Source organism: Eikenella sp. NML070372, from assembly GCF_001648415.1.
In the GTDB taxonomy this organism is placed as follows: domain Bacteria; phylum Pseudomonadota; class Gammaproteobacteria; order Burkholderiales; family Neisseriaceae; genus Eikenella; species Eikenella exigua.
The window spans coordinates 854,647-881,591 of the sequence record NZ_LXSN01000004.1; the positions used below are offsets into that span (position 1 = coordinate 854,647).

The window sequence follows — 26,945 nt, forward strand, 5'->3', positions numbered from 1 at the left end:
CACCATGCAAACCATCCGCGCCGCCGCCATCCAACTCGTTTCCCACACCGACCCCGCCGTCAACCGCCGCAGCGTCGTACAGCAAGTAGCCGCTGCCGCCCAAGCCGGCGCTGACTGGGTGCTGCTGCCCGAATACTGGCCGCTGATGAGCCGGCACGACACCGACAAACTCGCCCAAGCCGAACAATTCGGCCGCGGCCCCCTGCAAATCTTCATGTCCGAGCTGGCCGCCCGCCACCGCATCGTCTTATTCGGCGGCAGCATCCCCCTGCTCGCCAACGAAAGCGGCAAAATCATCAACAGCCTGCTCGTATACGGCCGCGACGGCCAGTGCCTCAGCCGCTACGATAAAGCCCACCTCTTCAGCTACACCGGCATCGGCGAAAGCTACCGCGAAGCCGACACCATCGAAGCCGGCAACAGCATCCCCCCGTCTGTGGAAATCGACGGCTGGCGCTACGGCCAAGGCGTGTGCTACGACTTGCGCTTCCCCGAAATCTTCCGCGCCCAGCAGCCGTTCGACGTACTCCTCCTGCCCGCCGCCTTCACCTACACCACCGGCAAAGCCCACTGGCAGACCCTGTTGCAGGCCCGCGCCATCGAAAACCAATGCTACGTTATCGCCGCCGCCCAAGGCGGCCTGCACGACAGCGGCCGGCGCACCTACGGCCACAGCATGATTATCGACCCCTGGGGCGAAATCCTCGCCGAGCGGCCCGAAGGCGAAGGCTGGATCATGGCCGAACTCAAGCCCCAACGCCTGCACACCGTGCGCAATCAACTGCCAGCCCTGCAACACCGCCGGTTTTAAATACAAAGGCTACCTGAAAATCCATATCCTATTTTTCAGGCAGCCTCTTTCAAACAACTCAAGCTACCTGAAAACGAGTATTTCAAACAAAACCTGAAAGAAAGCAAACCATGCAAAAAATCGTCGTCCTCACCGGTGCCGGCATCAGTGCCGACAGCGGCCTGCGCACCTTCCGCGACACCGACGGCCTGTGGGAAGGCTACAAAGTGGAGGATGTGTGCACCCCCAAAGCATTCGCGCGTAATCCCAAGCTCGTGATCGATTTCTACAACGAGCGCCGCCGCCAAGCGCAGGCCGCCGAGCCCAATGCCGCCCACCGCGCGCTGGCCGAACTGGAAAAATATTATCAAGTTCAAATCGTTACCCAAAACGTGGATGACCTGCACGAACGTGCCGGCAGCAGCACCGTGCTACACCTGCACGGCGAATTGAACAAAGCCCGCAGTAGCGCCGATGAAAACTACGTGATCGAATGGACGGGCGACCAATCCACTGCCGACACCGACCCCCAAGGCCACCCCATGCGCCCGTACATCGTTTGGTTCGGCGAGGCCGTGCCGCTGATTGAAACCGCTGCCCGATGGGTGTCGCAGGCTGACAAAGTGCTGGTAGTCGGCACCTCGATGCAGGTGTATCCCGCTGCTGGCCTGTTGGAATATGCTCCCTACGAAGCCGAACGCTATCTGGTCGATCCACGCCCGCCGGTGGGCTTGGCCGATATCAGCATCATCGAAGCCAAAGCCAAAGACGGCGTGCCGCAGCTGGTGAACAAACTGATTGCCGAAGCCGCGCAACAATAATTGCCGAAAGGTTACCTGAAAACATAAGTTTCAACGAAGTTAAAACGAGTGCAACAAGCTTCGCCCAAACGAACGGTGCAAACACCACTATCTATTTTCAGGCAGCCTCTCGCCCGTCAAATAGGCTACCCGAAACCCTAAGCCATTGTTATAACAACCACTCACCTAGCACCACAAGTCCATGACTTCTATCTTACCCTACACTTTCATCTATCTTGCCTTCGCTGTGGCTGCTGTGCTTACCTCCAAAAAACTGGGCTTGGGCTCGGTGTTGGGCTATTTGATGGCCGGTATCGCCATCGGCCCGGTTTTAGGTTTTGCCGGCAAAGAAACCGAATCCATCCAGCACGTTGCCGAATTCGGCGTAGTGATGATGCTGTTTCTGGTCGGCTTGGAACTGGCGCCGCAAAAGCTATGGCAGCTGCGGCACAAGCTCTTAGGACTAGGCGGATTGCAAGTGCTGCTCTCAATAGCAGTCATTGCCGGTATCACCGTAACCATTGGTAAAAGCTGGCAAATGGGCATAGCCGTAGGCTGCATCCTGGCTCTCTCCTCCACCGCCATCGTGCTGCAAACCTTCAACGAAAAAAACCTGATGCGGTCACCCGGCGGGCAGGCCGGCTTTGCCATCCTGCTGTTTCAAGATGTGGCTGCCATCCCGATGCTGGCACTTTTACCGCTCCTGGCCACCACCCACCACCACCAAAGCAACCAGCACACCACCAACCTTCTGGCGAACCAACCCGGCTGGGTACTTGCCACCGTGAGCATTGCCGCCATATTGGCGATTGCCGTGAGCGTGCGCTACCTTGTGCCGCGCATGTTCTGCTTCATCAGCAAAGTCCGCCTCAACGAAATGTTCACCATGTTCACCCTGGCCTTGGTGGTGGGTATCGCCACACTGATGTCGCTCATCGGCCTCTCCCCCGCGCTGGGCGCGTTCGTGGCCGGCGTGGCGCTGGCAAACAACTCCTACCGACACGAAATGGAAAGCCACCTCGAACCCTTCAAGGGCCTGCTTTTGGGGCTGTTTTTCATCACCGTGGGCGCAGGCATGAATTTCACCCTTTTATCCAAAGAATTCTGGGTAGTATCCACCATCACCTTAGCCACGCTGGCAGTGAAAGGCAGCATTCTCTTTATCCTAGGCCTACTGTTCCGCCTGCCACGCATGGGCAGCAAGCTACTCGCGCTGAGTCTGGCGCAGGCCGGTGAATTCGGCTTTGTGCTGCTTTCCATCGCCCGCCAGAGCCATGTGCTGCCGCGCGCCATGGCCGACCGCATCTCGCTGGTGGTCGCCCTTTCCATGCTGCTCACTCCGCTTTTGTTCATCTTCTACGACAAAGTGATCTCCCCGCGCGGCATCGTGGAAGAAAACCAAGAGCGCCCGCAAGACATGATTGAAGAAGAAAACCCCATCATCCTACTCGGCCACGGCCGTTTCGGACAGCAAATCAATAACATGCTCACCGCCTGCGGCTTCCACACCACCGTTATCGACTACCAGGCCGACACCGTGGAAGGCCTCACCAAATACGGCAGCAAAACCTACTACGGCGACGCTACCCGCCCCGAGCTACTCAATTCCATCGGCCTGGCACACGCCAAGCTGCTCATTATCTGCATCGGCAACCTCGAACAGGCAACCGAAATCGTGGAATTCGTACAGCGCCACTACCCCAACCTGCCCATAATTACCCGTGCCCACGACCGTATCCACGCCTACTACCTGCACCATGCCGGTGCTAACTACATCATCCGCGAAACCGTGGATGCCGCCATCCGCAGCGGCCGCCTCGCTCTGGAAAAACTCGGCATCAACCCCGAAAAAGCACAAGAACTCAGTGAATTCTACGCTGCCCGTGACCGCTATCAAATGGACAAAATGGCCGAAGAATACAATCCCGACCTGCCCATATTCGCCAACGAGCCCCTGCTGCAAACTGCCCGTGAAATCGATGCCGAAACCGCCCAAATGATGCAGGCCATACTGCGCGGTGAAAGCGTAGAATGGCAGGAAGACCCAGAAAGCTGGACCCGTCTAAAAAAAGGCCTCACCTAAACCACTGAGCCTGCCATGCCAAGTAAAACCGACCTCCGCCGCCACTTCCGTCGCCAACGGCAAGGCCTGACGCCTGCCGCACGTCAGCGTGCCGAGAAACGCATCAACAACCTGCTCAAAGGCTACCTGAAACGTGGCAAACGGCTGGCCATCTATTGGCCCATCGGCAGCGAGCTGCGGCTCGACAGCCTCGCTGCTGCCGCCCGCCAACGCGGCACTGAACTCTACCTGCCCTATATCGAGCCGCGCCGCCAGCGCCTGTGGTTTACCCCTTTCCCGCAACAAGGCCGCCCCGAACGCCGCCGCCAAGGTAAGATGAACATCCCCCAATTTGCCGGCCACAAAATCCGCATCCACAACCTGCACAGCATCATCATCCCCCTAGTCGGCATCGACTGGCGCGGCTACCGCCTCGGCCAAGGCGGCGGCTTCTACGACGTTACCTTCGCCGCCACCCGTCACCGCCTATGCCCGCACAAAATCGGTGTCGGCTTCGCCTGCCAGGAAACCGACATCCTGCCTGCCGGAGAATATGATATGCAGCTAGACGTATGGGTGTGCGAAAATGGCATCCGGCGTTTCGGCAAAACGGCAGATGGTCAGCAATAACAGATAAAAACGGTCACAACAAAGGCTACCTGAAAGTCTGAGACCTTTGCAAAACCCCAGATTTGGCACATTTCTGCGCGGTGCGCTTCTCGAACGCTTGAAAATATTTCAATATTATCTACGCATTCTGCGATGCTACCGCTTTGAACTGCACTCAAATCTGGGGTTTTGCAAAGGTCTCAGTCTGTTTATAGGCCGAAAGCTATTTCGCCTCTGGCACCTTGGCTACGGATACGGTGGCCGGACGTAGCACACGATCGTGCAGGGTATAGCCCTTCTGCATCACATTCACGATAGTGTTCGGCTCTTGCTCGCTTTCCACAGTTTGGAAGGCCTGGTGGCGGTGCGGGTCGAGCTTATCTCCGGGCTGGGGCAGGATTTCTTTAATTTGAGCTTGCTCGAAGGCACGCTTGAGCTCGGTGAGGGTCATCTCCACGCCCATTTTCAGCGCATCGAAATTGCCGCTTTGGTCGAGCAGCGCCATTTCCAAATAGTCTTTTACTTTCAACAGCTCTTCGGCAAATTTCTTGGCGGCGAATTTGTGGGCGGCCTGGATTTCTTCCTGATGGCGGCGGCCTAGGTTTTGCAGCTCGGCCTGATGGTATTTGTTGATGTCGGCCAGCTCGGCTTCCAGTTCGGCCACGCGCTGAGCAAGCTGCTCGGGCGTAAGCTCGGCAGTGGCTTCAGCGTTGTCCTGCGCCTTGGTAGCTTCAGCCTGTGCTTCTTGCTGCGGGAATTCGGTTTCTGGGCTTTGGTGTTGCTGGTGGTTATGGTGATGAGACATGGGAGTTCCTTTTAATAGAGAGCATTTGATCTGCCAAATGGGGAGGGATGGCGGCTTTTCAAGCAAAAGGGTGGCAGCGGGCGCAATTATTTTGCGGTGGCTGTCAGAAACAGCGTGTACCATCCGTCTATTCAGCAGGTCGGCTGTGGCGGCAAAGTTAATCCCATCAATCGCTTTGTTAAATTAAGCCCATAGCTGGCATGATACTATTTCCTATCATATACGCAGATTTCTGTGTTTTTAATTTTCAGGTAACCTTTATGTTCAAAAAATTTATTCAATCTTTCATCCTGCCCGTGCTGTTATGCTCAGGTATGGCCGCGCATGCGGTGGATGCCAGCAACCTGCTGCCGTCGGAGCAAGCATTCCGCCCCACGGTAGCAGCGGGTGAGCAAGATGTGACCGTGCAGTTCCAGATTGCCGATGGCTATTATCTCTATCAAGAGAAAATTCGTGTGGAAACCGAGCCTTCCGGCCTGCTGGGCGCAGCTGAATTTTCGCCGGGTAAAGAAAAGGAAGATGAGTTCTTCGGCAAACAAACTGTGCATTACCGCCAAGCTGTTGTCAAACTGCCCTTCCAATCCGCTGCACCCGCCGCTTACCGCCTCACGCTCACCTACCAAGGCTGTGCAGATGTGGGCATATGCTATCCGCCAGTAACGAAAACGCTGGAAATTAAAGGTACGGGTGTATATGGCGATACGTCCACCCCGCCTGCCAGCGGCAGCAACCGCTTTACTGCACCGCAGGATGGCACGCCCGCTGCCAGCCCTGTGCCGCAGCAACGCAAAAGCCCATTCAGTCTGTCACGCGATACATTGGGGGCGAACCTGCTGGCTTTTTTTAGTTTTGGCATTGGCTTGAGCTTTACCGCCTGCATGTATCCCCTGCTGCCCATTGTGTCGGGCATTATCGTGGGAGACCGTGCCAATGCCGGCAAACGCCGCGGGCTGATTTTGTCTTCGGTTTATGTGCAGGGGCTGGCGCTCACCTATGCCGCTGTGGGCGTATTGGCCGGACTCACCGGCTCGCTGCTCACCGTGTGGCTACAACAGTCATGGGTAGTGCTTTCCGCTGCCGCGCTGATTGTAGTGCTGGCGCTGGGCATGTTTGACGTATTTACCATCCAGCTGCCCTCCTTTATCCAGAGTTATTTCCAGCAGCAAAGCAGCAAGCTTTCCGGCGGCAAAATGGCTTCCGTATTTGTGATGGGTATGCTCTCAGCACTAATTGTTGGCCCCTGCGTGGCGCCACCCTTGGCCGTGGCCTTGGGCTATATCGGCCAAACCGGCGATGCCGCGCTAGGCGGCCTGGCCTTATACAGCATGGCGCTGGGCACTGGTGTACCCTTGGTGTTGGTAGGTACTTTCGGCGGGCATATCCTGCCCAAGGCTGGTACGTGGATGAACAGCATCAAACACGCCTTCGGTATCATCCTTTTGGCCGTGGCCGTGTATCTGGCTGCCCCCTTCCTGCCCTATGCACTCACTGTTTCGCTCTATTCCCTGCTGCTGGTGATTCCCGGTGGCCTGCTCTTGGGCAAACACCTGCGTGCGCGGCAACTCAAGCCGCTGGCTATGGGGCTGGGCAGCCTCTTGCTCACCATCGGCGTGTTTTTTGCCGTGCAGAGCGTGCGCATGCAGCCCACCTTCCTGCACCAAGCACTCACCGTGTTCCCGCCGCAGCAAACCGCACACCAAGTATTTACCACGCCGCAGCAGCTCAACAGTGCCATGCAGAGGGCTTTGGCCAGTGGTAAGCCGGTGGTGCTGGATTTTTATGCTGACTGGTGCGCCAGCTGCAAAGAGATGGAACATAAAACCTTCAGCCGCCCCGAAGTGCAGGCTGCTGTGCCGCCCGATCGTGTATTTAAAATCGACCTCACCGACAACACGCCCGAGCATCGCGCGCTATTACAGGAATACGGTCTGCCCGGTCCGCCCGGCATCTTCGTTATCCACCCCGATGGCCGCCGCAGTAGCCCGCTCATCGGCTTTACCGAGCCAGCAGCATTTATCGAGTGGTATCAGCAGCAGGTTTCCTGAGACCGATTGGAATTTAAGAGTGAGGGCTGCCTGAAAAGTGTTTCAGGTAGCCTTTTCTTTATTACAAGCAACAATTGCAATACATTCTTTATACAGTAAACAACAAGACACGTTCCCTCGATGGATTATTGCGCCCCTACAGGCTTACCACCTTGCCCCTAAAAATAATCATTTTCGCTATAACACTCTATAAAACAAAGTATTTCGGCTATTGCCTTTCCCACATCTGAGGCTACCTGAAACCTCTCCGCCACATCCTACCGCCACATCCTCACCACACCCTACCTCAAACCGCACATTTCGCGTATCATTAGCCCGTCTTAATTTTCATTATGATGGGTTAAAACCAGCAAAGAGAAACGCGGCCAAACTGCGTTGCTCAGATTGCAATCCGCCATACCAACCCAAGAAGCTCAAGAGGAGCCCCAGCATGAGCCTGCCGACCCCCGTTTTGCGCCTGCAAGACAGTGCCCGCCAACAGAATTTTGCAGAAGATTTCCTCCCCTTCCTCGCCGGCTATTATCGCCAGGCCGACTTTGCCGACCTAGCCAGCTATAGCGACACCGAACTATTATCTGCCGCCGATTCCCACCGCAAGCTTGCCCAAGAGCCCCGTGCTGCAGGTACAGCCGTGGTGCGCGTTTCGCCCACTGGCGACACTGTGCAGCACACGCTGGTGGAAATTGTGGCCGACCATCTCCCCTTCTTGCTCGATTCCCTGTTGATGCTGCTCAACCGTGGGCAGCGTGTGCCTTTGGCTGTGTTGCACAGCGCATGGCAGGTAAAACGCAATGCAGACGGCAAAGCTGCCGCTCTTGAAGAAGCTGCCAAAGAAAGCAGCGCACAGGAAACATTGGTGGCCGTATATCTGGAAGGCGGCGAGGCCGCACAGGATCAAAAACTGGCCGAACAAATCCGCAGCCTCTTAGCCGAATTGGGCACAATTGTGGAAAGCGAACACAAACTGCGCGGCCAGCTTTTACTGGTTAACCAAATGATTCTGAACGAAGGCCGCAGCCAAGATGCGGAAATCGTCTCCTTCCTCAGCTGGCTGGCCGACCGCCATTTCCTCCTGATGGGCTTCTGCGAATACGATTTGGTCAACCATTCCGGCAGCCCGCGCCTGCAGGCCAAAGCCAACACCGCGCGAGGCATTCTTGCTGGCAACAGCAATCTGATTGCCGATGATTTTGCCGCCCTCTCCGATGCCGACAAAAAACAATGGCTGCGCCACGACCGCCTGCTGCTCAACAAATCGCAGCAGCGTAGTCGCATCCACCGCCCGGCCTATCTTAACCAAGTCAGCATCCAAAAACTCAACGCCAACGGCCAAGTTGTCGGCCAATGGTGCTTCATCGGTCTCTACACCGCCACCGCCTACACAGACAGCATTTGGAACATCCCCATACTGCGCGGCAAAGCCGAACATGTGCTGAACCACTTTGATTTTGCCGATGGCAGCCACCAAGAGCACAACCTGCGCCACCTGCTGCAAACTTACCCGCGCGACGAGCTGTTTGAATCTGGCAGCGAAGAGCTGACCGAAGCTGCTGCCGGTCTGCTTGCGCTGGGCCAGCGCCCGCGCGTGCGCCTGTTTGCCCGCAGAGATGTATTCAAACGCTACGTTTCCGTGCTGTGCTATCTGCCCAAAGAACAATTCGGCAGCCAACTGTGCCAACGCATTGCAGGCTACCTGAAAACCACTCTGGCCGCCGAAAGCTGCGAATACGCCGTGCAACTGACCGACGACAACCCGCTCGCCTGCGTCCAATTCCTGTGCCGCACCAATGCCGGCAAACTGCCTGCCTTTACCCGCAGCGAGCTGGAACGACACGTTGCCGGCCTGGCAGCCAATGCCGAAACCACCCCGCAGGCTGCCGCACCACAACCCAAAGCCGAACAGAAAAAACAGCCTGAAGCCAAACACAAAGCCAAGGCCAAATCTGCATCTGCCGCCCACGAAGACGATACCGCCTTCTCCGCCGCCTACCGCGAAGCTTTCAGCCCCGACCAGGCCCTTACCGACCTCAAACACGCCGAACTCCTCAATGACGACCGCGTGCTGGTTACCGTCTTCTCCGAGCAGGAAAACCCGGCCGCGCCCTACGCGCTGCGCCTCTACACCCCGCAAATCAGCCCGCCGCTGTCGCAAACCCTGCCCATTATTGGGAACATGGGGTTCGACGTGCATACCGCCGTGCCCTATACCCTGCACACCGAGAACAGTGCCGTCGGCCTGAACCACTTCTCCCTCAAACCCAATGTGCCTGTCCACGCCCAAGCCGATGGCTGCGATACCTTGGGAAGCGAACTGCCAGCGCTGTTTGCCGAAGTATGGGCAGGCCGTGTGGAAAACGACCGCTTCAACGCCTTGGTGCTCTCCGCCGGCATCACTTGGCGCAACAGCGTGCTGCTGCGCGCCATCGCCAAATACCTGAAACAGGCTACTCTGCCGTTCTCGCAAGAGCACATCGAGCAAACCCTCATCCGCCACGGCGCCATCGCCGCCAAGCTGGTGGAGCTGTTTGCCGCCCGCCTGCATCCTGAAGAAGCCGACGATAACCGTGCGCTGATGATTAACAGCGAACTCACCGGCCTCTTGGCCGACGTGCCTTCGCTGGACGAAGAGCGCATCATCAACGCCTTCCGTTCCGTGATTTTGGCCGTGTGCCGTACCAACTTCTGGCAAACCGATAAAGAAGGCGGCCTGAAATCCGAAATCAGCCTGAAAATCAAATCCAAAGACATCCCCTTCCTGCCCAAGCCGCTCCCGCTGTTTGAAATTTGGGTGTACAGCCTGCGCGTGGAAGGCACCCACCTGCGCGGCAGCAAAGTGGCGCGCGGCGGCCTGCGCTGGTCCGACCGTTTCGACGACTTCCGCACCGAAGTGCTGGGCTTGGTGAAAGCGCAGATGGTGAAAAACGCCGTGATCGTGCCCGGCGGCTCCAAAGGCGGTTTCGTGTGCAAACAACTGCCAGATGCCGCTACTGACCGCGAAAGCTACCTGAAAGAAGGCGTCGCCTGCTATCAGATCTTCATCAACGCCCTGCTCGACCTCACAGACAACCGCACCGCCGAAGGCATCGAGCCGCCGCCGCAAGTACACCGCCGCGACGGCGACGACCCCTATTTGGTAGTGGCTGCCGACAAAGGCACCGCCTCCTTCTCCGACACCGCCAACGCCCTCTCCGCCGAACACGGCTTCTGGCTGGACGACGCTTTCGCCTCCGGCGGCAGCGCCGGCTACGACCACAAAGGCATGGGTATCACCGCACGCGGTGCGTGGGAATCGGTAAAACGCCATTTCCGCCATTTGGGTAAAGACATCCAAAACGAAGACTTCACCGTAGTCGGCATTGGCGACATGGGTGGCGACGTATTCGGCAACGGTATGCTGCTGTCCGAGCATATCCTGCTCAAAGCCGCCTTCAACCACCGCCACATCTTCATCGATCCGAACCCCAGTGCTGCCAAGAGCTTTGAAGAACGCAAACGCCTGTTCCAAAGCGGCGGCGGTTGGGAAAAATACAGCCGTGCGCAGATTTCGCAGGGCGGCGGCGTGTATGACCGCAGTGCCAAATCCATCGCCATCACGCCGGAAGTGAAAGCCTGGCTCGGCATCGAAGCCGACAGCCTCACCCCCAACGAGCTCATCCGCGAGCTGCTCAAAGCCGATGTGGAACTGATCTACAACGGCGGTATCGGCACCTACATCAAAGCCGCTTCCGAAAGCCATGCCGACGTGCGCGACAAGGCCAACGACGAAGTGCGCGTGAACGGCGGCGAAATGCGCGCCAAAGTGTTGGGCGAAGGCGGCAACCTCGGCGCCACCCAACTGGGCCGCATCGAATTCTGGCAAAATGGCGGCCGCTGCTGCACCGACGCCATCGACAACTCCGCCGGCGTAGATTGCTCCGACCACGAAGTAAACATCAAAATCCTGCTCGGCGAAGCCGTGCGCGCCGAACGCATCAGCTTGGAAGAGCGCGACGAATTGCTCCGGGACATGACCGGCGAAGTGGCGCAACTGGTGTTGCAAGACAACTATCTGCAAACCCAAGCCCTCTCCGTCGCCCAGCTCAACCCGGCAGGCTACCTGAAAACCGCCGCCGCGCTCATCCGCTATCTGGAAGAAAACGCCGGCCTCGACCGCGCTGTGGAATTCCTGCCGGACGAAGCCGAAATCAAACGCCGCGCCGAAGCCGGGGAAGGCCTGAGCAACCCGGAAGTTGCAGTATTGCTGTCCTACAGCAAAATACACTGCCAAGACAACCTCTTGGGCAGCGACCTCCCCGACGATCCCAACTTCCTGCCCGCACTTATCCGCTATTTCCCCGCCCCGCTCCAACAGCAATACGGCAGCGAAATGCAGCAGCACTATCTGCGGCGCGAAATCATCGCCAACCAGCTGGCCAACCGCGTCATCAACCGCATGGGTATGCACTTCATCCAGCGTTGCAGCGAAGAAAACCAAGCTTCCGTGGCCGACGTGGTGCGCGCCTACTGGATGGCCGATATCCTGCTCGACGGCGAAGCCCGTTTCCAAGCCGTGCAGGCGCTCGATAACCGCCTGCCTGCCGAAGCACAAATACGCCTGTGTGCCGACATTGCCGACCTTATCGGCCATGTAGCCGGCCAGCTGCTGCGCAGCAAACGCCCCTTCAGCAATATCGGCAGCCTCATCAGCCACTACCGCGCTCCCACCACCGAATTCATGCAGCAACTGCCGGAGCGCATCCAGGCCGAAGAGCACCCCAGCATCGCCGAACGCGAAACCTGGCTCAGCAGCTACGATGTGCTCAGCCAGCAAGATGTGGCCATGCTCGCACGTCTACCCTTTGCTGCCAATGTGTTGGCCGTGGTGGATTTGGCCGCCAAAATCGACAAGCCCATCGCCACCGTTGCCAAAGCCTACTTCATGCTCTCTGAAAAACTGAACATGAGCTGGATTTACCGCGCTATCGCCAAACTGCCGAGCGACAACCAATGGCAGTCGCAAGCCGGTTTGGCCATGTACGAAGACGCCACCAATATCTATTTGGCGTTCACGCGCGACTTCCTGCAGGCCGGCAGCAACGGCCGTGCCGCTGCCAAAATTGCCGCAGCCCGCAGCCAGATTGCCGACATGCAGCACTACGAACCGGCCGACTTGTCTATGCTCTCCGCGTTGGTACGTAATCTGTCCAAAATCGTGGCAGCAGACTGAAACTGTACAGCATGAGCCACACCATCTTTGCCGAACAGCCGCTGCTCGCCATCGACACCTCCACCCAGTGGTTGTCGTTGGCGCTGCGGCACAACGGCCATACCCGTCTATTCCATCAGGAGACCGGCAACCGGCAGTCTGAACTCATCCTGCCGCAGATTGCCGCCCTGCTGGACGAAGCCGGGCTGGCGGTGCGCGAACTGGCCGCCATCACCTATGCCCAAGGCCCGGGCGCATTTACCGGCCTGCGCATCGGCGCCGGTGTGGCACAAGGCTTGGCTGCGCCGTTCGGCATCCCGCTCATCCCCGTACCCTGCCTCGATGCAGCCGCTTCGCTCTGCCCCAGCCAAACTGCCGTACTGGCTGCCACCGATGCACGCATGGGCGAAGTGTTCTATGCCTGGTTCAACACCCAAACCCCTCAACGCTTGAGCGATTACCAAGTGGGCAAAGCTGCCGAAATCAGGCTACCTGAAAACTTTTCAGGTAGCCTCAGCCCTGACGGCATCAGCGGCATCGGCAACGCTTTCGCCCTGCCCGAGCCCCCGCCCTTCCCCGGCCGACCCGACATGCCCACCGCCGAGCACTACTTGGCGCTGGCCGCCTCCGACCGCTATCCCGCCGTTTCCGCCGCCGAGGCCGAACTGCTCTACGTGCGCGACAAAGTCGCTCTCACCGCCGCCGAACAGGCCGCGCGCAAAGGAGCGGCATGATCGTCTGCCTCGCCCGCCCGGGCGACAGCGCCGCCCTGGCCGCGCTCGATGCACAATGCAACCCCTCCCCTTGGTCGGAAAAGCAATTCGCCGCCTGCATCGGCCATGCCAACGAAACCGTACTGCTGGCCGAACAAGGCCGCGAGCTGGCCGGGCTCATCGTGTGGCAAACCATCCTCGACGAAGCCGAGCTGCATCTCATCGACACCGCCCCCGCCTACCGCCGCCAAGGTGTGGCCAGCCTGCTGCTTGATTACCTATTCAAACAGGCCGATGCCAAAAACATCCACCGCATCTTCCTCGAAGTGCGCCACAGCAACCGCGCCGCCATCGCCCTGTATCAACAACACGGCTTCATCCCCTGCGGCAGCCGCCCCGGCTACTACCCCCGCCCCGACGGCAGCCGCGAAGACGCCCTGCTGATGGAGAAACCATGCTGAGCAGCCGCTACCCCCGCCTGCACGAAGCCCTCGGCCTCGGCCCCATGTGGCTCAAACGCAGCGCCCGCCTTGCCGAAAACACCCGCCCCGAATCGCAAAGGCTACCTGAAAACGGGCAAACCGAACTCCGCACCGCTCCCGCCGCCGAACAAAGGCTACCTGAAAACAGGCAAAGCGAACCCCGTCCAAGCGGGCACAACGCGCTTCAACCAATCCCGCCCCACTCCGCCGCAGCCCAAACCAGGCTACCTGAAAATGAACAGAGCGGGCTTCGGCAAAACGAGGCCGGCGGGCTGCAGCAACATCCAAACCGCACCCTTGCGCCCAACCAGGCCGCCGCCCGCCCCGCGCCGCCCCCGCAAGGCCACCGTGCCGACGTGCTGGCTGCCATGGCCACTTCCCAACCACTCCAGCCCACACCTACGCAAACCGATAACGAAAGCGACCCCCTCGCCGTCGTGCAACGGCTTTGGGCAGCACTGCCCCCTGCCACCTTCGCCAACATAGAAGAGCTGCAACAGCAAGCCGCCGCCTGTGCCACCTGCTCCCTACACAGCCAGCGCAAACAAGCCCTCAGCGGCTACGGCGCCATGCCCGCCCGCCTCATGGTGATCAGCCTCAACCCCGCCCCCAGCGATGACGAAACCGGCCAGCTCATCAGCGGCTGGCACGGCCGGTTGCTCGACAATATGCTCGCCGCCATCGGCCTGGCGCCCGAACAAGTCTTCCGTACCGCCTGGCTGCGCTGCACACCGCGCATCGCCCTCAAAACCACCCCCGAAGAACAAGTGCGCTGCGCCGCCTTTATCCGCCAAGAATTCGCCTGGGTGCAGCCGCAAGCCGTCCTCCTGCTCGGCAACAGCTTCTACGACCCCGCCCGCCACTGGCTGCTCGAACAACTCATCGGCCGCACCCCCGCTTTCACAGTCCCCCACCCCGCCATCCTCCTGCGCCAGCCCGAGCTCAAAGCCCAAACCTGGCACAGCCTCAAACAGCTCAAAGCCGCCTTGGCCAAAGCCTAAGCAAGCCGCACAATATTTTTCAGGTAGCCTCTGCCCCGCAGGCTACCTGAAATTTTTTCGATTCAACCCAAACAAACCCAGCCACACTCGCCAATGTTATACCCTACCCCGTTACGTTATACTGAATTATAAATTCATATAAATCAATAAATTACTTGCAACCAACATCCATTTCCACTATCATTACCCCATCTATAAACACACCCTTATGAAAGGAAACAAAATGAGCAACTGCCATACCCATGCCAACCACCAACACGTTCACGGCGAAGGCTGCGACCATACCGCCATCAAACACGGCGACCACATCGACTACATCCACGACGGCCACCTGCACCACGAACACAACGGCCACTACGACGAGCACAGCCTCGATGTAAACGCCACCAACCCCGACGGCTGCCACCCCGTGCAAACCTGTAACGGCCATGTTCACGGCGAAGGCTGCGGCCACGAAGCCGTACCGCACGGCGACCACATCGACTACATCGTAAACGGCCGGCTGCACCACCAACACAGCGACCACTGCGATGACCACGGCCCGGTGGAAATCGTTAAGTAAGCCCATGCCAAAACTATTTCAGGTAGCCTTTGCATCACGAAAGGCTACCTGAAAATTTTTAGCCAGAGTCAAATCGACCATTGCCTCAGCAGAACCAAAGCAATTATTGATTCCCCCATCAGGCGGCAAACCGCAGGCATGCTAAAATTTCCTCTCCCCACCATCCCGAAAGCCCATCATGAACAAAGCCATCATCGGCAGCATTGCCGGCCTCATCGTACTCGGTGGCGCTGCCGCCGGCGGCAGCCTCTATGCTGACCAACAACTCACCGACAACGCCTACTCACCCGAGCTCATGCACCGCTCATTCGGCTTGGCCAACTTCTAAGCCCAAACCAAACTGGGCGCCCTGTCCGGCAGCGCCCAATGGCAAGGCGACCTCGTTCTAGACCCCTGCCAGCCTAGGAATAAAATTACCATCCGGAGCAGCGACACCATCCACCGTTCTCTCTCCGGCTACCGCATCGACAGCAAAATCTACATCGTATCCAACTCACCGGAGCTCCACACCTATTTCCCAGAAGGCTTCCTCCTCAATGCCCGCCGCCACATCAGCTGGGGCGGCAACGTGCAAACCAGCTTCAACCTCCCCGGCCGCACCGTGCAGAAAGACGGCAACACCCTCACCTGGCAAGACATCAACGGCCAAGTCAGCCTGTACAAAGAAAACAACGAGCTCATCCCCACCGAGCTCCAATTCAGCATCCCCGCCATCGAACTCAAATCCGGCCAAACCAGCTTCAGCCTGCAAAACCTCAGCCACCACAGCCAAAACAGTTTCCTCGGCCACGGCAAGCTGCAGACCGGCAGCAGCGAAACCACCCTCGCCGCCCTCACCTTCATCAGTTCACCTGGCAACAGCATCGTTTTCAGCCAAATTAAAACCACCGGCACCCAAAGCATCAACGACCAAACCACCGCCTAGGGCAGCAATTTCCACATCCAGCGCATCGACATCACCCAGCAAAGCCACTGCGACGACAGCAACTCCACCCAAAGCGCAGGCAGCAAACACAGCATCGAAGGCCTGCAGCTAATCAATCCCGATATCCAAACACACAATCTCGCCGCACCACTGCTGCGCGGCGGGGCTGGCGTGGGCGGGTTTGAGGGCGGCGAAGGCGTAGGTGAGGTTGGCGCGGAAGGTGTCGGCAGCAGCTTCCCCAGTGTCGCCGTTGAGGCCGGTGGGGATATCGAGCGCCATTTTGTAACCGACAGCGCGGTTGAGGCGGCGGCAGCATTCAGCGGCCTCGGGCGGCAGGCTACCTGAAAAACCGGTACCGAAAATGCCGTCTATAATCAAGCCATAGCCTTGCTCCAGCGCGGCAGGCAATGCCTCAGCCGGCAGGAAGCAGATACCATCCAAACCATGGAGGCGTTGGCGGTTGGTTTCGGCCAAATCCGACAGTACCGTACCCAAAAGCAGCACAATATCGGCCTGCCAGCCGTGCTGCTGCAACACACGGGCAATCACCAGCGCATCGCCGCCGTTATTGCCTTTGCCGCACACCAGTAGGGCCCGGCCCGGCATGGGCAGTCGGCGCAGCAAATCGGCAGCAGCAGCCTGCCCAGCATTTTCCATCAGCTGCAAAAAGCTGGTGCCAGCCGCCACAGCAGCCTGTTCGCGCTCGCGCATTTGGGCGGCGGTATAGATTTTCGGGGGATTCTGCGGCATAGTGTTCTCCTGTGTTGGTGTGGGCAAAATTCTATGCCCTTCTAGGCAAGGCAATTTTAATGCCGATGCTGCTTAGACAAACGCTGCAAATGGCTCGGATACACCGTGTGCGTTTCCACCCTGCCCTGTTCCACCGCATTGAGGATGACCCAGCCTTTTTGGTCTTGCGGGAAGTTGCGCACATATTCGCGCAGCAGCGGCAGAGCTTCGCTGCGTTTATTTTGCGTTAACAGGGCGGTGGCCAAATCCCGGCCGCTTTCTTTATGGCCGGCTTGGTAGGCGGCGCGCAACATGGGAATGGCGCGTTCCATGCGGGCGCCGGAAGCGAGGAAATTGCCGAATTCGCCCTGCACGGCGGGTTTGGCGGCGGCAGGAGCGAGGGCAAGCAGGCGGGTATAGTCGGCTTCGGCACGCTCGGCATAGCCGGCTTGGTCGAGGTTATGCCCCATCCAGTTTAGGCGAGCGCGCATTTGCAGGAGCGCCAAGTACCCTTGGCTGGGCGCGGCATCGGCACGCAGCGTATTGTTTTGCACGAGGCTGTCGAGCAGCACGCCCAAAGGCTGCAAATCGGCGATGGCGCGGCGGCGGTCGGCATCGTTGTCGAACTGCACCGGATATTCCGCCGCGTGTGCAGCCAAATTATCGAACGCACGCTGCACGGCAGGCATATTCACATTAATCGGCGGATGCTCGGGGCTGCCACTCACCAAGCTTTGCAGGCTCAGCGGCTGATAAGGCGCGGCCAAGACGGCGGAAGCGGCCAGTGCCAATAGGATGGCGAGCAGGTGTTTGTTCATGACGTTCCTTATATATAAATTGAGCTCAATCCGGCAGCAAAGGCTACCTGAAAATATTTCAAATAACACAGCGGCAATATACCGAAATTCACATTTGCGGCAAAGAGAGTGTTTTAACTTGGTTGCAGCAGAGCTTTCAGGTAGCCTCAAATAGTTCGGGCAGTCTGAAACTCCTGTATCCCACCTTCTTTCTCCCCATATCTTTTTGGTATCCCCCATCAAATAAAACGGTATTTTTCTATTGGCTACCCGCCGCCTATACTGCAACGGCATTCAAAACTTTCCCCCAACGCAACAGAGAGGTGTAGAAAATGCCGAACCCGCAAAAATCCCCCGTTCACGACCTGCGCTCCGCCATCGAGCTTTTAAAAACCCTGCCCAGCGAATTGGTGTCCACCGATGTGGAAGTTGATCCGATTGCCGAGCTCTCCGGCGTATACCGCTACGTTGGTGCCGGCGGCACCTGCCAGCGCCCCACCCGTAAAAACGGCCCGGCCATGCTGTTTAACAAAGTAAAAGGCTATCCCGGCATTCAGGTAGCCATCGGCTTGGTCGGCTCGCGCAAACGTGTTGGCCAGTTTCTCAATTGTGCTCCCGAACGCCTGGGCTTCCTGCTCAAAGACTCCGTACAAAATCCCATTCCGCCGGTACTGCTCGGCGAAGGGCAGCAACCGCAATGTCAGGAAGTGGTGCACCTAGCCAGCGATCCCGATTTCGACCTGCGCACCCTGCTGCCCGCACCCACCAACACCGTGGAAGACGCCGGCCCTTATTTCACGATGGGTTTGTGCTATGCCTCCGACCCAGAAACCGGCAAATCCGACATCACCATCCACCACCTGTGTGTGCAGAGCAAAGACGAGCTTTCCATGTGGCTTACCCCCGGCCGCCACATCGACGCCTTCCGCCAAAAAGCCGAAGCCGCCGGCAAACCGCTGCCGATTTCCATCAGCATCGGCGTGGATCCCGCCATTGAAATCGCCGCCTGCTTCGAGCCGCCCACCACGCCGCTGGGCTTCGACGAACTGAGCATTGCCGGCGCGCTGCGCGGCCACGGAGTGGAAATGGCCAAATGCCTCACCATCAACGAACGCGCCATCGCCCATGCCGAAGTGGTGATTGAAGGCGAACTGCTGCCCGATGTACGCGTGCGCGAAGATCAAAACAGCAACACCGGCAAGGCCATGCCAGAATTCCCCGGCTACACTGGCGACGCCAAGCCGCCCTGCCCGTGATCAAAGTGAAAACGGTTACCCACCGTAAAAATCCGATTCTGCGCACCACCATGGGCCCGGGCGAAGAGCACGTAAACATGGCCGGCATCCCCACCGAAGCCAGCATTCTGGATATGGTTGAACGCGCCATGCCCGGCCGCCTGCAAAACGTGTTTGCCCACTCTTCCGGCGGCGGAAAACTTTTGGCTGTGATGCAGTTTAAGAAAATCACGCCGGCCGACGAAGGCCGCCAACGCCAAGCCGCCCTGCTCGCCTTCTCCGCGTTCCCCGAATTGAAACACGTAATCCTGGTGGACGAAGACGTGGATATTTTCGACACCGACGATGTTTTGTGGGCTATGCAAACGCGCTACCAGGGCGATAACGACACCATCTTTCCCCGGCGTGCGCTGCCATCCGCTCGACCCATCACAATCGCCGGCGTTCAGCAACCGTCTGATTCAGGAAGGCACATCGTGTAAAACAATCTTCGATTGCACCGTGCCGCTGCACCTGAAAGAGCACTTCCAGCGCTGCAAGTTTATGGAAGTAGACGTAAAACGCTTCCTGCCTGACTTTGAAGCATAGGCAAAAAGGTTTCAGGTAGCCTCACTCAGCCTTATATGGCCAAGCCGTAGAGGCTACCTGAAAACCTAAGCGCATCCCACACCATCCACTCAAGGAGTAATCATGGGCAAACAACGCATCATCATTCCCAATGCCCACTAAAATCTCCAGCGCCCGCTCATAAAGGAAAAAACCGGTGGGTGTGGGCCGAATGCGCCCACCATCGCGAAACAGCAGCGGCGTACCGATTTCCTGCTCCAACTCCTGCACCCGCTTGCTCAACGGCGGCTGGGAAATATGCAACATTTCCGCCGCCTTGGTGAAGCTGCCGCATTCCACCACGGTGCAGAAGTATTTCAGCCGTTTAATGTCCATGGCGTTTCTCCTTGATTTTTAGTCGTACTGAATTAGAAACCAGGCAAAACAGCGAGCTGCTGATTTACTAAGCATTCTATCCTCGCCGCCCTGCCATACCTATTTTCAGGTAGCCTTCCCCTATTTTGCCCGCCGCAACAGGCGCAAGGCATTGGCGGAAACCAAAAGCGAGCTCAGGCTGCTGCCCAATCAGCCACACGCAGGCCGCACAGGTTATCCCGCCCAGTATCAGCACCGCCTCTCGCTCGTTTTCCGCCTTCACTTCCACAAATTCCGCCTGTATATCCGGCAACTCATACAGCTTGAGCTGCTCCAGCACTTCCGGCGGCGGCACCGCCTGTTCCGCCTCCGCCGTGCGTCGGGAGTAGTAGCTGCCCAGCTGCACCACCACCTGGCAGCCCGCACAGCAAGCCGGATGGCACACGCCTTCAAATTCAATCGGCAAATCCAAACCGCGCGGCACGGGTAGGCCGCAGTAGAAACAGGTGTTGGCTTGGGATTCGGTGTGGCTCATGGTGTGTGCTTTGCTTATAGGACGGCGCGGATTATAGGCTACCTGAAAATTTTCGGGGCGGGAATAATCTGATGAGAAGCGGATTGATACCGATATTTGATGTATCGCATTCAAATTTAAAAAGATTTGCTTGCAAAAAATTATTAAACCAGCTATATTCCCAGCAAGCTGTGAAGGCAGTATTTTCAGAGCGATGTATCCGATGTTTTAAGGCATGACGGCAGGCAAATTGCCCGAAATGCACCGAATATTTCGTAAATTAAGGAAATTATGATGGACATGAAAAACCTATCTGTCTATTTATAGCTGCTTTCACGCTCACCGGATGTGAAACCCTCGGCCTGCCCGGCGGCAGTTCCGCAAACAGTTGCAGCAACATCAACTGGGTTCGTCAAAACATCAAGCCGGGACAAACCACCCATAACGAAGTTATCGAATTGTGCGGCCAGCCCACTTCTTCCAGACAGGCCGGCGGTTCGCTGCAACTGAATTACGTCCGTACGCGGGAAGCGGATGAAACAACGACCAGTATGGTAAACGCGGCAGGCAGCATCGCTTGGTCTCAGTTCAATGCTTTGAGCACTACCAGCAAAAATCCGGTGCTAGGTCAAGTGGTAGCCAGAGGGATCAGCCCCGTGGCGACCAATGCCGGAACATATCTGCCAAGAAGAACCGAAGGCGTAACCATTTTCGTGCGCAACGGCAAAGTCAGCCGTATTGCTGCCAACAATTCGGCGCAATAACGCCCATTCCGAGCCGTCGTACTGCAACGCATAGTGGCAGCATGGGTAGGGTGTTGCGGAACGCACGCACGCGTTGCTTGAAGTTAAGTTCCTATCCGCGTGCGTGGCTGCGCCACATACCCTACCTCGCCAAGTCAAACCCGAAAGGCTACCTGAAATTCTCAGGTAGCCTTTTCCGCCCGCCCTTGCCGCGCCGAGCCTTGGGCAATACTGCTATAATGCGGCGTTTTGTATGGCCGCCCCCAGCCGTCATCCCTGGCTGTAATCCCAGGCTGTAATCAGTTATCCACCGTTTTTCAGGTAGCCCCCATCAGGCTGCCGGCAGTTGTGAAATATGAGCAAGAAACCTTCCCGCAAACCCGCCAAGCCGAAGCCAAACCGGCATAATCCCCCTTCCAAATCCGCGCGCCGGAGCCATATGCCTTCGGCGGCTACGGCGGCGTCACAATCCATTTCGCTGCTGGCAGATATGCTGTGGCTGTTGGTGCTGCTGTTTTCTGTGTGCCTGGCTTTGGCGCTGGCGAGCTTCACCATGGACGACCCAGCCTGGTCGCGCAGCATCCCCACCGATAATGAGCCGCACAATCTGGCCGGACTCGTGGGCGCATACACGGCCGATGTGGCCTATTATCTGTTCGGGCTGTCGGTGTGGTGGCTGCTGCTGGCGGCAGCGGTGTGGCTCTACCGCAATTTCCGCAGCGTGAAGCAGAGCAGCAAGAAGCCGTATCACTTGGGCATGGGCTTGAGCGGTGCGGCGCTGCTGCTATTTGGCAGTCCGCTTTTGGAGGCAGCGGCCTGGTCGGCAGAATTGCATGACAGCCTGCCGATGGGCGCGGGCGGCTTAATCGGCCAATCACTCGGCAGCGGCTTTATGCGGCTGCTGGGGGTTTCAGGTAGCCTGCTGGTGCAGGCAGTGCTGATTGTGGCGGGGCTGTCGCTGCTATTGCAGGTGTCGTGGCTCACGCTGTTGGAAAAGGCGGGGGCGCAGCTGGAATGGCTATGGTATCGGCTTATCCGCCAGCCGCACCAGTTTGTGCGCGACATACCGAATGCGAAGTTTGTCCGCCGCATGGTGCGCACGGCGAAAACAATTACCGCCGAAGAAGTGGCAACGGTGGAAGGTGCCAGCAGCAACCGCAAGCCGGTGGCGGTGCAGATTAACCAGCCCGCCAGTCAGGGGCTACCTGAAAAAGAAAAACCAGCACCCGAGCGGCAAAAAGATTTGTTTGCCCCCAAACGGCAGGCTGAAGACGGCGAATATCTGCTGCCGGAATTGGATTTGCTCACGCGCCCGCAGGAGCACAAACCAGAAATCAATCCCGAAGCCCTGCAGCACATGGCCGAGCGCATCGAGGCCAAGCTGGCCGAGTTCGGCATTCAGGTTACCGTGGTGAGCGCCACCGCCGGGCCGGTGATTACGCGTTTTGAAATCGAGCCGGCGCAGGGCGTGAAAGGCAGCCAGATTACCAATCTGGCCAAAGATTTGGCGCGTTCGCTTTCCATGCAGTCGGTGCGCGTGGTGGAAACCATTTCTGGCAAGAGCACCATGGGCATCGAAGTGCCGAACGAGAAGCGGCAGGAAGTGCTGCTGCGCGAAATCTTGTCTTCGCCGGTGTTTGCCGCCGCACCGTCCAAGCTCACCGTGGCCTTGGGCAAAGATATTGCCGGGCAGCCGGTGGTGGCTGATTTAGGCAAAATGCCGCATCTTCTGGTGGGCGGCATGACCGGCTCGGGCAAATCGGTGGGCGTGAATGCCATGATTATGTCGATGCTGTATAAGGCCGCGCCGGATGAAGTGCGATTTATCATGATCGACCCGAAAATGCTGGAGCTTTCCGTATATGAAGGCATTCCGCACCTGCTCTGCCCGGTGGTAACCGATATGCGCGAGGCCGGGCAGGCGCTGAATTGGTGTGTGGCCGAGATGGAAAAACGCTACCGCCTGCTCGCCCATGCCGGCGTGCGCAACCTGGCCGGCTTCAACCAAAAAGTGGCCGAGGCCGCCGCTTCCGGCAAGCCGCTGCCCAATCCCTTCAGCCCCAACCCCGACGAGCCCGAGCCGCTGCAAAAGCTGCCCTATATCGTGATTGTGATTGATGAATTGGCTGATTTGATAATGACCGAGAAAAAGGCGGTGGAAACGCAAATCGCCCGCCTGGCACAAAAAGCCCGTGCCGCCGGTATGCACCTGATTGTGGCTACCCAGCGCCCCAGCGTGGACGTGGTAACCGGCCTGATTAAGGCCAACATCCCCACCCGCATGGCCTTCACTGTGCAAAGCCGCATCGACAGCCGCACCATCCTCGACCAGATGGGCGCGGAAGACCTGCTCAAATACGGCGACCTCCTCTTCCTTCAGCCCGGCAGCGCCGAGCCCGTGCGTCTGCAAGGCGCGTTTGTGAGCGACCACGAAGTGCACGAAGTGGCCTCCTTTGCCAAACGCCAGCAGGGTGCCAACTACATCGAAGGCCTGCTCTCCGGCGAAGCAGCGCAGGAAACCGTAAACGCCGTCAGCCCCAATGCTGCCGGCGACGAAATGTTCGACCAAGCCGTCACCTTTATTCTGGAAAGCCGCAAAACCTCCATCTCCTCGCTGCAACGCCAACTGCGCATCGGTTACAACCGAGCCGCCAACCTGATGCAGGCTTTGGAAGACGCGGGCATCGTTTCCCCCGCCGATGTGAGTGGAGCGCGTAAAATATTGGCAAGGAAGGATGACTTATAGAAATATTGGAGCCGATGTTTTCAGGTAGCCTCCAATAAAAACACCCAAGGAGCCCCATGCCCCACTTCCAACCCGAGCCGCCACACGGCGGCCGGCAGCAAGCTCGAGTCGGCATTCTTCTGGTCAACCTCGGCACGCCCGCTGCGCCCACCCCCGAAGCCATGCGCCATTTCTTGCGCGAATTCTTGTCCGACCCGCGCGTGGTCGAGCTGCCACGCTTGTTGTGGCAGCCGCTGCTGCACGGCATCATCCTGCCCTTCCGTGCAAAAAAAAGCGCACATAGCTACCGCCAGATCTGGCAAAGAGAAGGCTCTCCGCTGGCTGTGTTCACAGCCAAACAGGCTGCCGCCCTGCAAGCCGAGCTGCCGCAAGTGCTGGTGGGACACGCCATGTCCTACGGCGTGCCTGCCGTGGCCGATGCCATCGCCGTCATGAAAGCCCAAGGGGTAGACCGCTTGCTCGCCATCCCCCTCTATCCGCAATACGCTGCCAGCAGCAGTGGCGCCGCGCTGGATAAGGTGTTGAGCGTATTGCTCCAACAGCGCAACCAAATCAGTCTGCGCACCATCAGCCGCTTCTACAACCACCCCAGTTACATCCAAGCCATGGCCGCACATATCCGCGCTTACTGGCAGCTGCACGGCCGCAGCCAACGCATCCTGTTCAGCTTTAATGCCATCCCCAAAGCCGCCGTGCAGCAGGGCGACCCTTACGAGGCCGAATGCCATGCCAGCGCAGAAATGCTGGCTAAAGCCCTGCAGCTCACCACCCAAGAATGGTATATCGCCTTCCAAAGCCACTTTGGCCGCAACCGCTGGATAGGTCCTGCCACCACCGATTTGCTCACCGAACTGCCTGCCAAACACAACATCCGCGAGCTCGACATTTTCTGCCCAGGCTTCGTGAGCGACTGCCTGGAATCCCTAGAAGAGCTCGCGATAAAAGGATGCGAACAATTCCACGAAGCCGGTGGCCAAACCTTCCGCTTCATCCCCTGCCTCAACGACAACCCCATCTTCATCGAGGCTCTGGCCGATATCGCACAAGAAAACTTAAGCGGCTGGGTGTAGAGAGAGGCTACCTGAAACACTTTCAGGTAGCCTGTATCTTTGCTTTTCCGGCACTCAAACTTTCAGGTAGCCATATACCGTGAAGCACAACTCGCCCTCCACATATGGAATGGCAAACCGATCCAATATCGCGCGGATACCCTCGCTATTATCCACGATTTCCCGCGCAATCAGGTGCCCGCGAAACACCGAGCGCAATTTCCGAATTTTCACCCATTCTAATGTCGAACATCGGATAAAAATGCTCATGGCCCCAATCGCCGATTGCCACCGTTGTTTCAGCTATGGCTTGCTCAACCTCCGCTTCCGATATTTCGTCAAACAAATACTTGATTTCATAGGCCGGCGCATTTTCCATTCATCCATTGCCTCACGCAGCTCCCGCCATTTGGTGTTGTTCATCGCACCCACCAGTCTGTTTTGCTGCACAAATTCACGCACGCGGCGGCGGTAGCGTTCTTGTTTGCTTTTGAGCTCCGCCCATTCGTCTGTTGGCATCGACATCTCCATCAGGCTACCCAAAAATCAAACTGCTTCCAGGTAGCCTTCCCCCATTCTTACTCAAACAACATCCCGGCCAAGCCCAATGTGTTGTTTACCATATGAATCAAAATCGGGTATTTCAAATCTCTGGTGTGTAGATAGGCCGCGCCGAGCACCAGTCCTATGGTGAAATACAACAGGAAATCGTAATGTACCGGCGGGCTGTGCAGGCTGCCGAAGATGAAGGCAGACAGCAACAGCAACAGCCAGCGTTTGGTGCGGTTTTCTACGCTGCCGAAGCTTTGGAAAAAAATGCCACGCAGCAGCAGCTCTTCCAAAATCGGCGCAAATAGCAGGATATAGGCCGCCATCGTCAGCGGGGCACGTTGCAGCATTTCCATAACCATGCGCTGATTTTGCAGGTTGTCCACGCTGCTTTCTAGGCCCAGCGCAGCCATCAGTATTTCATAGAGCGGGTTGGTGGCCAGCATCAACGCAATATAGCCCACCGCCCACAACAGTTTTTTGCCGGAAAACCGGCTTTGCCAATCATGGAAATAGCCGTCTGCCTGCTTAAGGTAGAGCTGCAGGGATAGCCTGCACATGGCCACGGCGGCAACCGTAAACAGCAGTGCAGCCACAGCTTGGGCAGCCATGCTTCTGCCCATGCCGCCGAGCAGCCAGGCCAATGTCGGCAGCACCTGCATCAGTATCAGCAGGGGAATAAACTGTAAGAGTGAAATGAATTTATCCCGCACCGCAGACTCCGGTTTTCGGCTTGCTGCCCAAGATATTAATCACTTTGCGTGCGGGTTTTTCAGGTAGCCCTTCGTCTTCATTGTCACGCGGGGCGTTAAAGAAAACGGTTTCGCTGTCGAAGGCCAAATCGCCGCCGTGTTTCAAGGTCTGACCGCGTTGCAAACCGGCAAAATCAAACAGTTCGGTATCGGCCAAATGCGAGGGCACCACGTTTTGCAGCGCGGAAAACATACTTTCGATACGGCCGGGGAAGTGTTTATCCCAATCTTTCAGCATTTCACTCACTACCTGCCGCTGCAGATTGGGCTGCGAGCCGCACAGGTTGCAGGGGATAATGGGGAACTGCTTGATTTCGGCGTATTTGATCAAGTCTTTTTCTTTCACATAGGCCAGCGGGCGGATCACGATGTGCTCGCCGTTGTCGCTCACCAGTTTGGGCGGCATGGCTTTGAGTTTGCCGCCGTAGAACATGTTTAAAAACAGGGTGGCGAGAATGTCGTCGCGGTGGTGGCCGAGCGCGATTTTGGTGCAGCCCAGCTCTTTGGCCGTGCGGTAGAGGATGCCGCGCCGCAGGCGGCTGCACAGCGAGCAGGTGGTTTTGCCTTCGTCCAACACGCGCTTCACGGTGGAATAGGTGTCTTCTTCCACAATTTTGAACGGCACGCCGATAGAAGTCAGATATTCTGGCAACACGTGTTCGGGAAAGCCGGGCTGTTTTTGGTCGAGGTTCACCGCCACCAGCTCGAAATCGATCGGTGCGGAGGCTTGCAGGTGGCGTAGGATGTCTAAGAGGGCGTAGCTGTCTTTGCCGCCGGAGAGGCAGACCATGACTTTGTCGCCCTCTTCAATCATATTGAAATCGTTAATCGCTTGGCCCACGGCGTGGCGCAGGCGTTTGTGCAGTTTGTTGGCTTCGTGTTCGTGTTTTGGTTTATTGGACATAATGATGTGTCGGCAACGTAAAGTGCG

23 protein-coding genes and 2 pseudogenes are annotated in these 26,945 nt (G+C 57.8%); 17 read left to right on the forward strand and 8 right to left on the reverse strand.

Going from position 1 to position 26,945, the window contains the following annotated elements:
* The first annotated feature begins 4 nt into the window (after window positions 1–4).
* From A7P97_RS05900 to A7P97_RS05915, 4 genes are all read left to right on the forward strand, one after another.
* A complete protein-coding gene (locus tag A7P97_RS05900) occupies window positions 5–811 on the forward strand; it encodes a carbon-nitrogen hydrolase family protein (protein WP_067530770.1) in 807 nt (268 codons plus the stop codon).
* Window positions 812–921: 110 nt separating this feature from the next.
* On the forward strand, window positions 922–1,611 hold the full coding sequence (locus A7P97_RS05905; protein ID WP_067530771.1) for an NAD-dependent deacylase: 690 nt from the start codon (window positions 922–924) through the stop codon (window positions 1,609–1,611).
* Window positions 1,612–1,792: 181 nt separating this feature from the next.
* Entirely contained in the window at window positions 1,793–3,673 is a 1,881-nt protein-coding gene (locus tag A7P97_RS05910; RefSeq protein WP_067530772.1) for a monovalent cation:proton antiporter-2 (CPA2) family protein, read from the forward strand.
* A 15-nt stretch (window positions 3,674–3,688) separates the two neighbouring features.
* The gene (locus A7P97_RS05915; protein ID WP_067530773.1) at window positions 3,689–4,282 is read left to right on the forward strand and encodes a 5-formyltetrahydrofolate cyclo-ligase; all 594 of its coding nucleotides are present in this window, start codon (window positions 3,689–3,691) and stop codon (window positions 4,280–4,282) included.
* Between the two features lie 202 nt (window positions 4,283–4,484).
* On the opposite strand, the gene grpE is transcribed toward A7P97_RS05915, so the two are convergent.
* Window positions 4,485–5,066, reverse strand: coding sequence for a nucleotide exchange factor GrpE (grpE, locus tag A7P97_RS05920; protein WP_067530774.1), 582 nt, complete (start codon window positions 5,064–5,066; stop codon window positions 4,485–4,487).
* Window positions 5,067–5,326: 260 nt separating this feature from the next.
* Between grpE and dsbD the strand changes: the two genes are divergently transcribed.
* The 8 genes from dsbD to A7P97_RS10415 all read left to right on the forward strand — a co-directional run bounded on the left by dsbD (window position 5,327) and on the right by A7P97_RS10415 (window position 15,979).
* Entirely contained in the window at window positions 5,327–7,111 is a 1,785-nt protein-coding gene (dsbD, locus tag A7P97_RS05925; RefSeq protein ID WP_067530775.1) for a protein-disulfide reductase DsbD, read from the forward strand.
* A gap of 430 nt (window positions 7,112–7,541) precedes the next feature.
* Window positions 7,542–12,317 carry an NAD-glutamate dehydrogenase gene (locus tag A7P97_RS05930; RefSeq protein ID WP_067530776.1) on the forward strand — a complete coding sequence of 1,592 codons (4,776 nt, stop codon included), beginning with the start codon at window positions 7,542–7,544 and terminating at the stop codon, window positions 12,315–12,317.
* Between the two features lie 11 nt (window positions 12,318–12,328).
* Entirely contained in the window at window positions 12,329–13,030 is a 702-nt protein-coding gene (tsaB, locus tag A7P97_RS05935; RefSeq protein ID WP_156497486.1) for a tRNA (adenosine(37)-N6)-threonylcarbamoyltransferase complex dimerization subunit type 1 TsaB, read from the forward strand.
* A complete protein-coding gene (gene rimI / locus A7P97_RS05940) occupies window positions 13,027–13,470 on the forward strand; it encodes a ribosomal protein S18-alanine N-acetyltransferase (RefSeq protein WP_067530777.1) in 444 nt (147 codons plus the stop codon). The genes tsaB and rimI overlap by 4 nt, the downstream gene beginning before the upstream one ends.
* On the forward strand, window positions 13,464–14,492 hold the full coding sequence (locus tag A7P97_RS11040; RefSeq protein WP_067530778.1) for a uracil-DNA glycosylase family protein: 1,029 nt from the start codon (window positions 13,464–13,466) through the stop codon (window positions 14,490–14,492). The genes rimI and A7P97_RS11040 overlap by 7 nt, the downstream gene beginning before the upstream one ends.
* 223 nt (window positions 14,493–14,715) lie before the next feature.
* Window positions 14,716–15,054 (forward strand): hypothetical protein, encoded by a 339-nt coding sequence (locus tag A7P97_RS05950; protein ID WP_067530779.1) that lies wholly within the window; start codon window positions 14,716–14,718, stop codon window positions 15,052–15,054.
* 178 nt (window positions 15,055–15,232) lie between these two features.
* Window positions 15,233–15,382 (forward strand): hypothetical protein, encoded by a 150-nt coding sequence (locus A7P97_RS10140; RefSeq protein ID WP_156497487.1) that lies wholly within the window; start codon window positions 15,233–15,235, stop codon window positions 15,380–15,382.
* Between the two features lie 153 nt (window positions 15,383–15,535).
* Window positions 15,536–15,979: a DUF945 family protein gene (locus A7P97_RS10415; protein ID WP_255361622.1), complete on the forward strand. Its 444-nt coding sequence runs from the start codon at window positions 15,536–15,538 to the stop codon at window positions 15,977–15,979.
* A 108-nt stretch (window positions 15,980–16,087) separates the two neighbouring features.
* Here the strand turns inward: A7P97_RS10415 and A7P97_RS05960 are convergent, their stop codons facing one another.
* Complete coding sequence (locus A7P97_RS05960; RefSeq protein ID WP_067530781.1) at window positions 16,088–16,729, reverse strand: NAD(P)H-hydrate epimerase; 642 nt, start codon at window positions 16,727–16,729, stop codon at window positions 16,088–16,090.
* Between the two features lie 56 nt (window positions 16,730–16,785).
* A complete protein-coding gene (locus A7P97_RS05965) occupies window positions 16,786–17,526 on the reverse strand; it encodes a hypothetical protein (RefSeq protein ID WP_067530782.1) in 741 nt (246 codons plus the stop codon).
* 311 nt (window positions 17,527–17,837) lie between these two features.
* On the opposite strand from A7P97_RS05965, the gene A7P97_RS10420 reads away from it, so the two are divergent.
* Both A7P97_RS10420 and A7P97_RS11045 read left to right on the forward strand, forming a co-directional pair.
* Window positions 17,838–18,761: a UbiD family decarboxylase gene (locus tag A7P97_RS10420; RefSeq protein ID WP_197474175.1), complete on the forward strand. Its 924-nt coding sequence runs from the start codon at window positions 17,838–17,840 to the stop codon at window positions 18,759–18,761.
* Window positions 18,758–19,222, forward strand: a complete 465-nt coding sequence (locus A7P97_RS11045; RefSeq protein ID WP_197474176.1) for a UbiD family decarboxylase — start codon at window positions 18,758–18,760, stop codon at window positions 19,220–19,222. The genes A7P97_RS10420 and A7P97_RS11045 overlap by 4 nt, the downstream gene beginning before the upstream one ends.
* Before the next feature lie 127 nt (window positions 19,223–19,349).
* Here the strand turns inward: A7P97_RS11045 and A7P97_RS10725 are convergent, their stop codons facing one another.
* Both A7P97_RS10725 and A7P97_RS05980 read right to left on the reverse strand, forming a co-directional pair.
* On the reverse strand, window positions 19,350–19,682 hold the full coding sequence (locus A7P97_RS10725) for a LysR family transcriptional regulator (RefSeq protein WP_231865662.1): 333 nt from the start codon (window positions 19,680–19,682) through the stop codon (window positions 19,350–19,352).
* Window positions 19,683–19,860: 178 nt separating this feature from the next.
* Window positions 19,861–20,196: pseudogene (locus tag A7P97_RS05980) on the reverse strand (heavy metal translocating P-type ATPase metal-binding domain-containing protein); the annotation flags it as partial.
* Between the two features lie 437 nt (window positions 20,197–20,633).
* Between A7P97_RS05980 and A7P97_RS05985 the strand changes: the two are divergent.
* The 3 genes from A7P97_RS05985 (at window position 20,634) to hemH (ending at window position 24,734) form a co-directional block, all read left to right on the forward strand.
* Window positions 20,634–20,939, forward strand: coding sequence for a hypothetical protein (locus tag A7P97_RS05985; protein WP_156497488.1), 306 nt, complete (start codon window positions 20,634–20,636; stop codon window positions 20,937–20,939).
* Window positions 20,940–21,273: 334 nt separating this feature from the next.
* Window positions 21,274–23,664 carry a DNA translocase FtsK gene (locus tag A7P97_RS05990; protein ID WP_067530785.1) on the forward strand — a complete coding sequence of 797 codons (2,391 nt, stop codon included), beginning with the start codon at window positions 21,274–21,276 and terminating at the stop codon, window positions 23,662–23,664.
* Window positions 23,665–23,720: 56 nt separating this feature from the next.
* Window positions 23,721–24,734: a ferrochelatase gene (gene hemH, locus A7P97_RS05995; RefSeq protein WP_067530786.1), complete on the forward strand. Its 1,014-nt coding sequence runs from the start codon at window positions 23,721–23,723 to the stop codon at window positions 24,732–24,734.
* A 54-nt stretch (window positions 24,735–24,788) separates the two neighbouring features.
* Here hemH and A7P97_RS11050 read toward each other — a convergent pair.
* The 3 genes and pseudogenes from A7P97_RS11050 to ttcA form a co-directional block, all read right to left on the reverse strand.
* Window positions 24,789–25,244: pseudogene (locus tag A7P97_RS11050) on the reverse strand (DUF6678 family protein).
* A 47-nt stretch (window positions 25,245–25,291) separates the two neighbouring features.
* Complete coding sequence (locus A7P97_RS06005) at window positions 25,292–25,975, reverse strand: CPBP family intramembrane glutamic endopeptidase (RefSeq protein WP_067525630.1); 684 nt, start codon at window positions 25,973–25,975, stop codon at window positions 25,292–25,294.
* Window positions 25,965–26,918, reverse strand: coding sequence for a tRNA 2-thiocytidine(32) synthetase TtcA (gene ttcA / locus A7P97_RS06010; RefSeq protein ID WP_067530787.1), 954 nt, complete (start codon window positions 26,916–26,918; stop codon window positions 25,965–25,967). Before ttcA ends, A7P97_RS06005 begins: the two co-directional genes overlap by 11 nt.
* Between the last annotated feature and the right edge of the window lie 27 nt (window positions 26,919–26,945).

Bases quoted from the DNA above. Each gene is read 5' to 3' on its own strand.
- rimI (WP_067530777.1), top strand. From the start codon at position 13,027: ATGATCGTCTGCCTCGCCCGCCCGGGCGACAGCGCCGCCCTGGCCGCG.
- A7P97_RS05960 (WP_067530781.1), bottom strand. From the start codon at position 16,729: ATGCCGCAGAATCCCCCGAAAATCTATACCGCCGCCCAAATGCGCGAG.
- A7P97_RS10725 (WP_231865662.1), bottom strand. From the start codon at position 19,682: ATGGACATTAAACGGCTGAAATACTTCTGCACCGTGGTGGAATGCGGC.
- A7P97_RS05965 (WP_067530782.1), bottom strand. From the start codon at position 17,526: ATGAACAAACACCTGCTCGCCATCCTATTGGCACTGGCCGCTTCCGCC.
- dsbD (WP_067530775.1), top strand. From the start codon at position 5,327: ATGTTCAAAAAATTTATTCAATCTTTCATCCTGCCCGTGCTGTTATGC.
- A7P97_RS05910 (WP_067530772.1), top strand. From the start codon at position 1,793: ATGACTTCTATCTTACCCTACACTTTCATCTATCTTGCCTTCGCTGTG.
- A7P97_RS10140 (WP_156497487.1), top strand. From the start codon at position 15,233: ATGAACAAAGCCATCATCGGCAGCATTGCCGGCCTCATCGTACTCGGT.
- A7P97_RS05915 (WP_067530773.1), top strand. From the start codon at position 3,689: ATGCCAAGTAAAACCGACCTCCGCCGCCACTTCCGTCGCCAACGGCAA.
- ttcA (WP_067530787.1), bottom strand. From the start codon at position 26,918: ATGTCCAATAAACCAAAACACGAACACGAAGCCAACAAACTGCACAAA.
- hemH (WP_067530786.1), top strand. From the start codon at position 23,721: ATGCCCCACTTCCAACCCGAGCCGCCACACGGCGGCCGGCAGCAAGCT.
- tsaB (WP_156497486.1), top strand. From the start codon at position 12,329: ATGAGCCACACCATCTTTGCCGAACAGCCGCTGCTCGCCATCGACACC.
- A7P97_RS05905 (WP_067530771.1), top strand. From the start codon at position 922: ATGCAAAAAATCGTCGTCCTCACCGGTGCCGGCATCAGTGCCGACAGC.
- A7P97_RS05990 (WP_067530785.1), top strand. From the start codon at position 21,274: ATGAGCAAGAAACCTTCCCGCAAACCCGCCAAGCCGAAGCCAAACCGG.
- A7P97_RS10420 (WP_197474175.1), top strand. From the start codon at position 17,838: ATGCCGAACCCGCAAAAATCCCCCGTTCACGACCTGCGCTCCGCCATC.
- grpE (WP_067530774.1), bottom strand. From the start codon at position 5,066: ATGTCTCATCACCATAACCACCAGCAACACCAAAGCCCAGAAACCGAA.
- A7P97_RS05930 (WP_067530776.1), top strand. From the start codon at position 7,542: ATGAGCCTGCCGACCCCCGTTTTGCGCCTGCAAGACAGTGCCCGCCAA.
- A7P97_RS05950 (WP_067530779.1), top strand. From the start codon at position 14,716: ATGAGCAACTGCCATACCCATGCCAACCACCAACACGTTCACGGCGAA.
- A7P97_RS05900 (WP_067530770.1), top strand. From the start codon at position 5: ATGCAAACCATCCGCGCCGCCGCCATCCAACTCGTTTCCCACACCGAC.
- A7P97_RS11040 (WP_067530778.1), top strand. From the start codon at position 13,464: ATGCTGAGCAGCCGCTACCCCCGCCTGCACGAAGCCCTCGGCCTCGGC.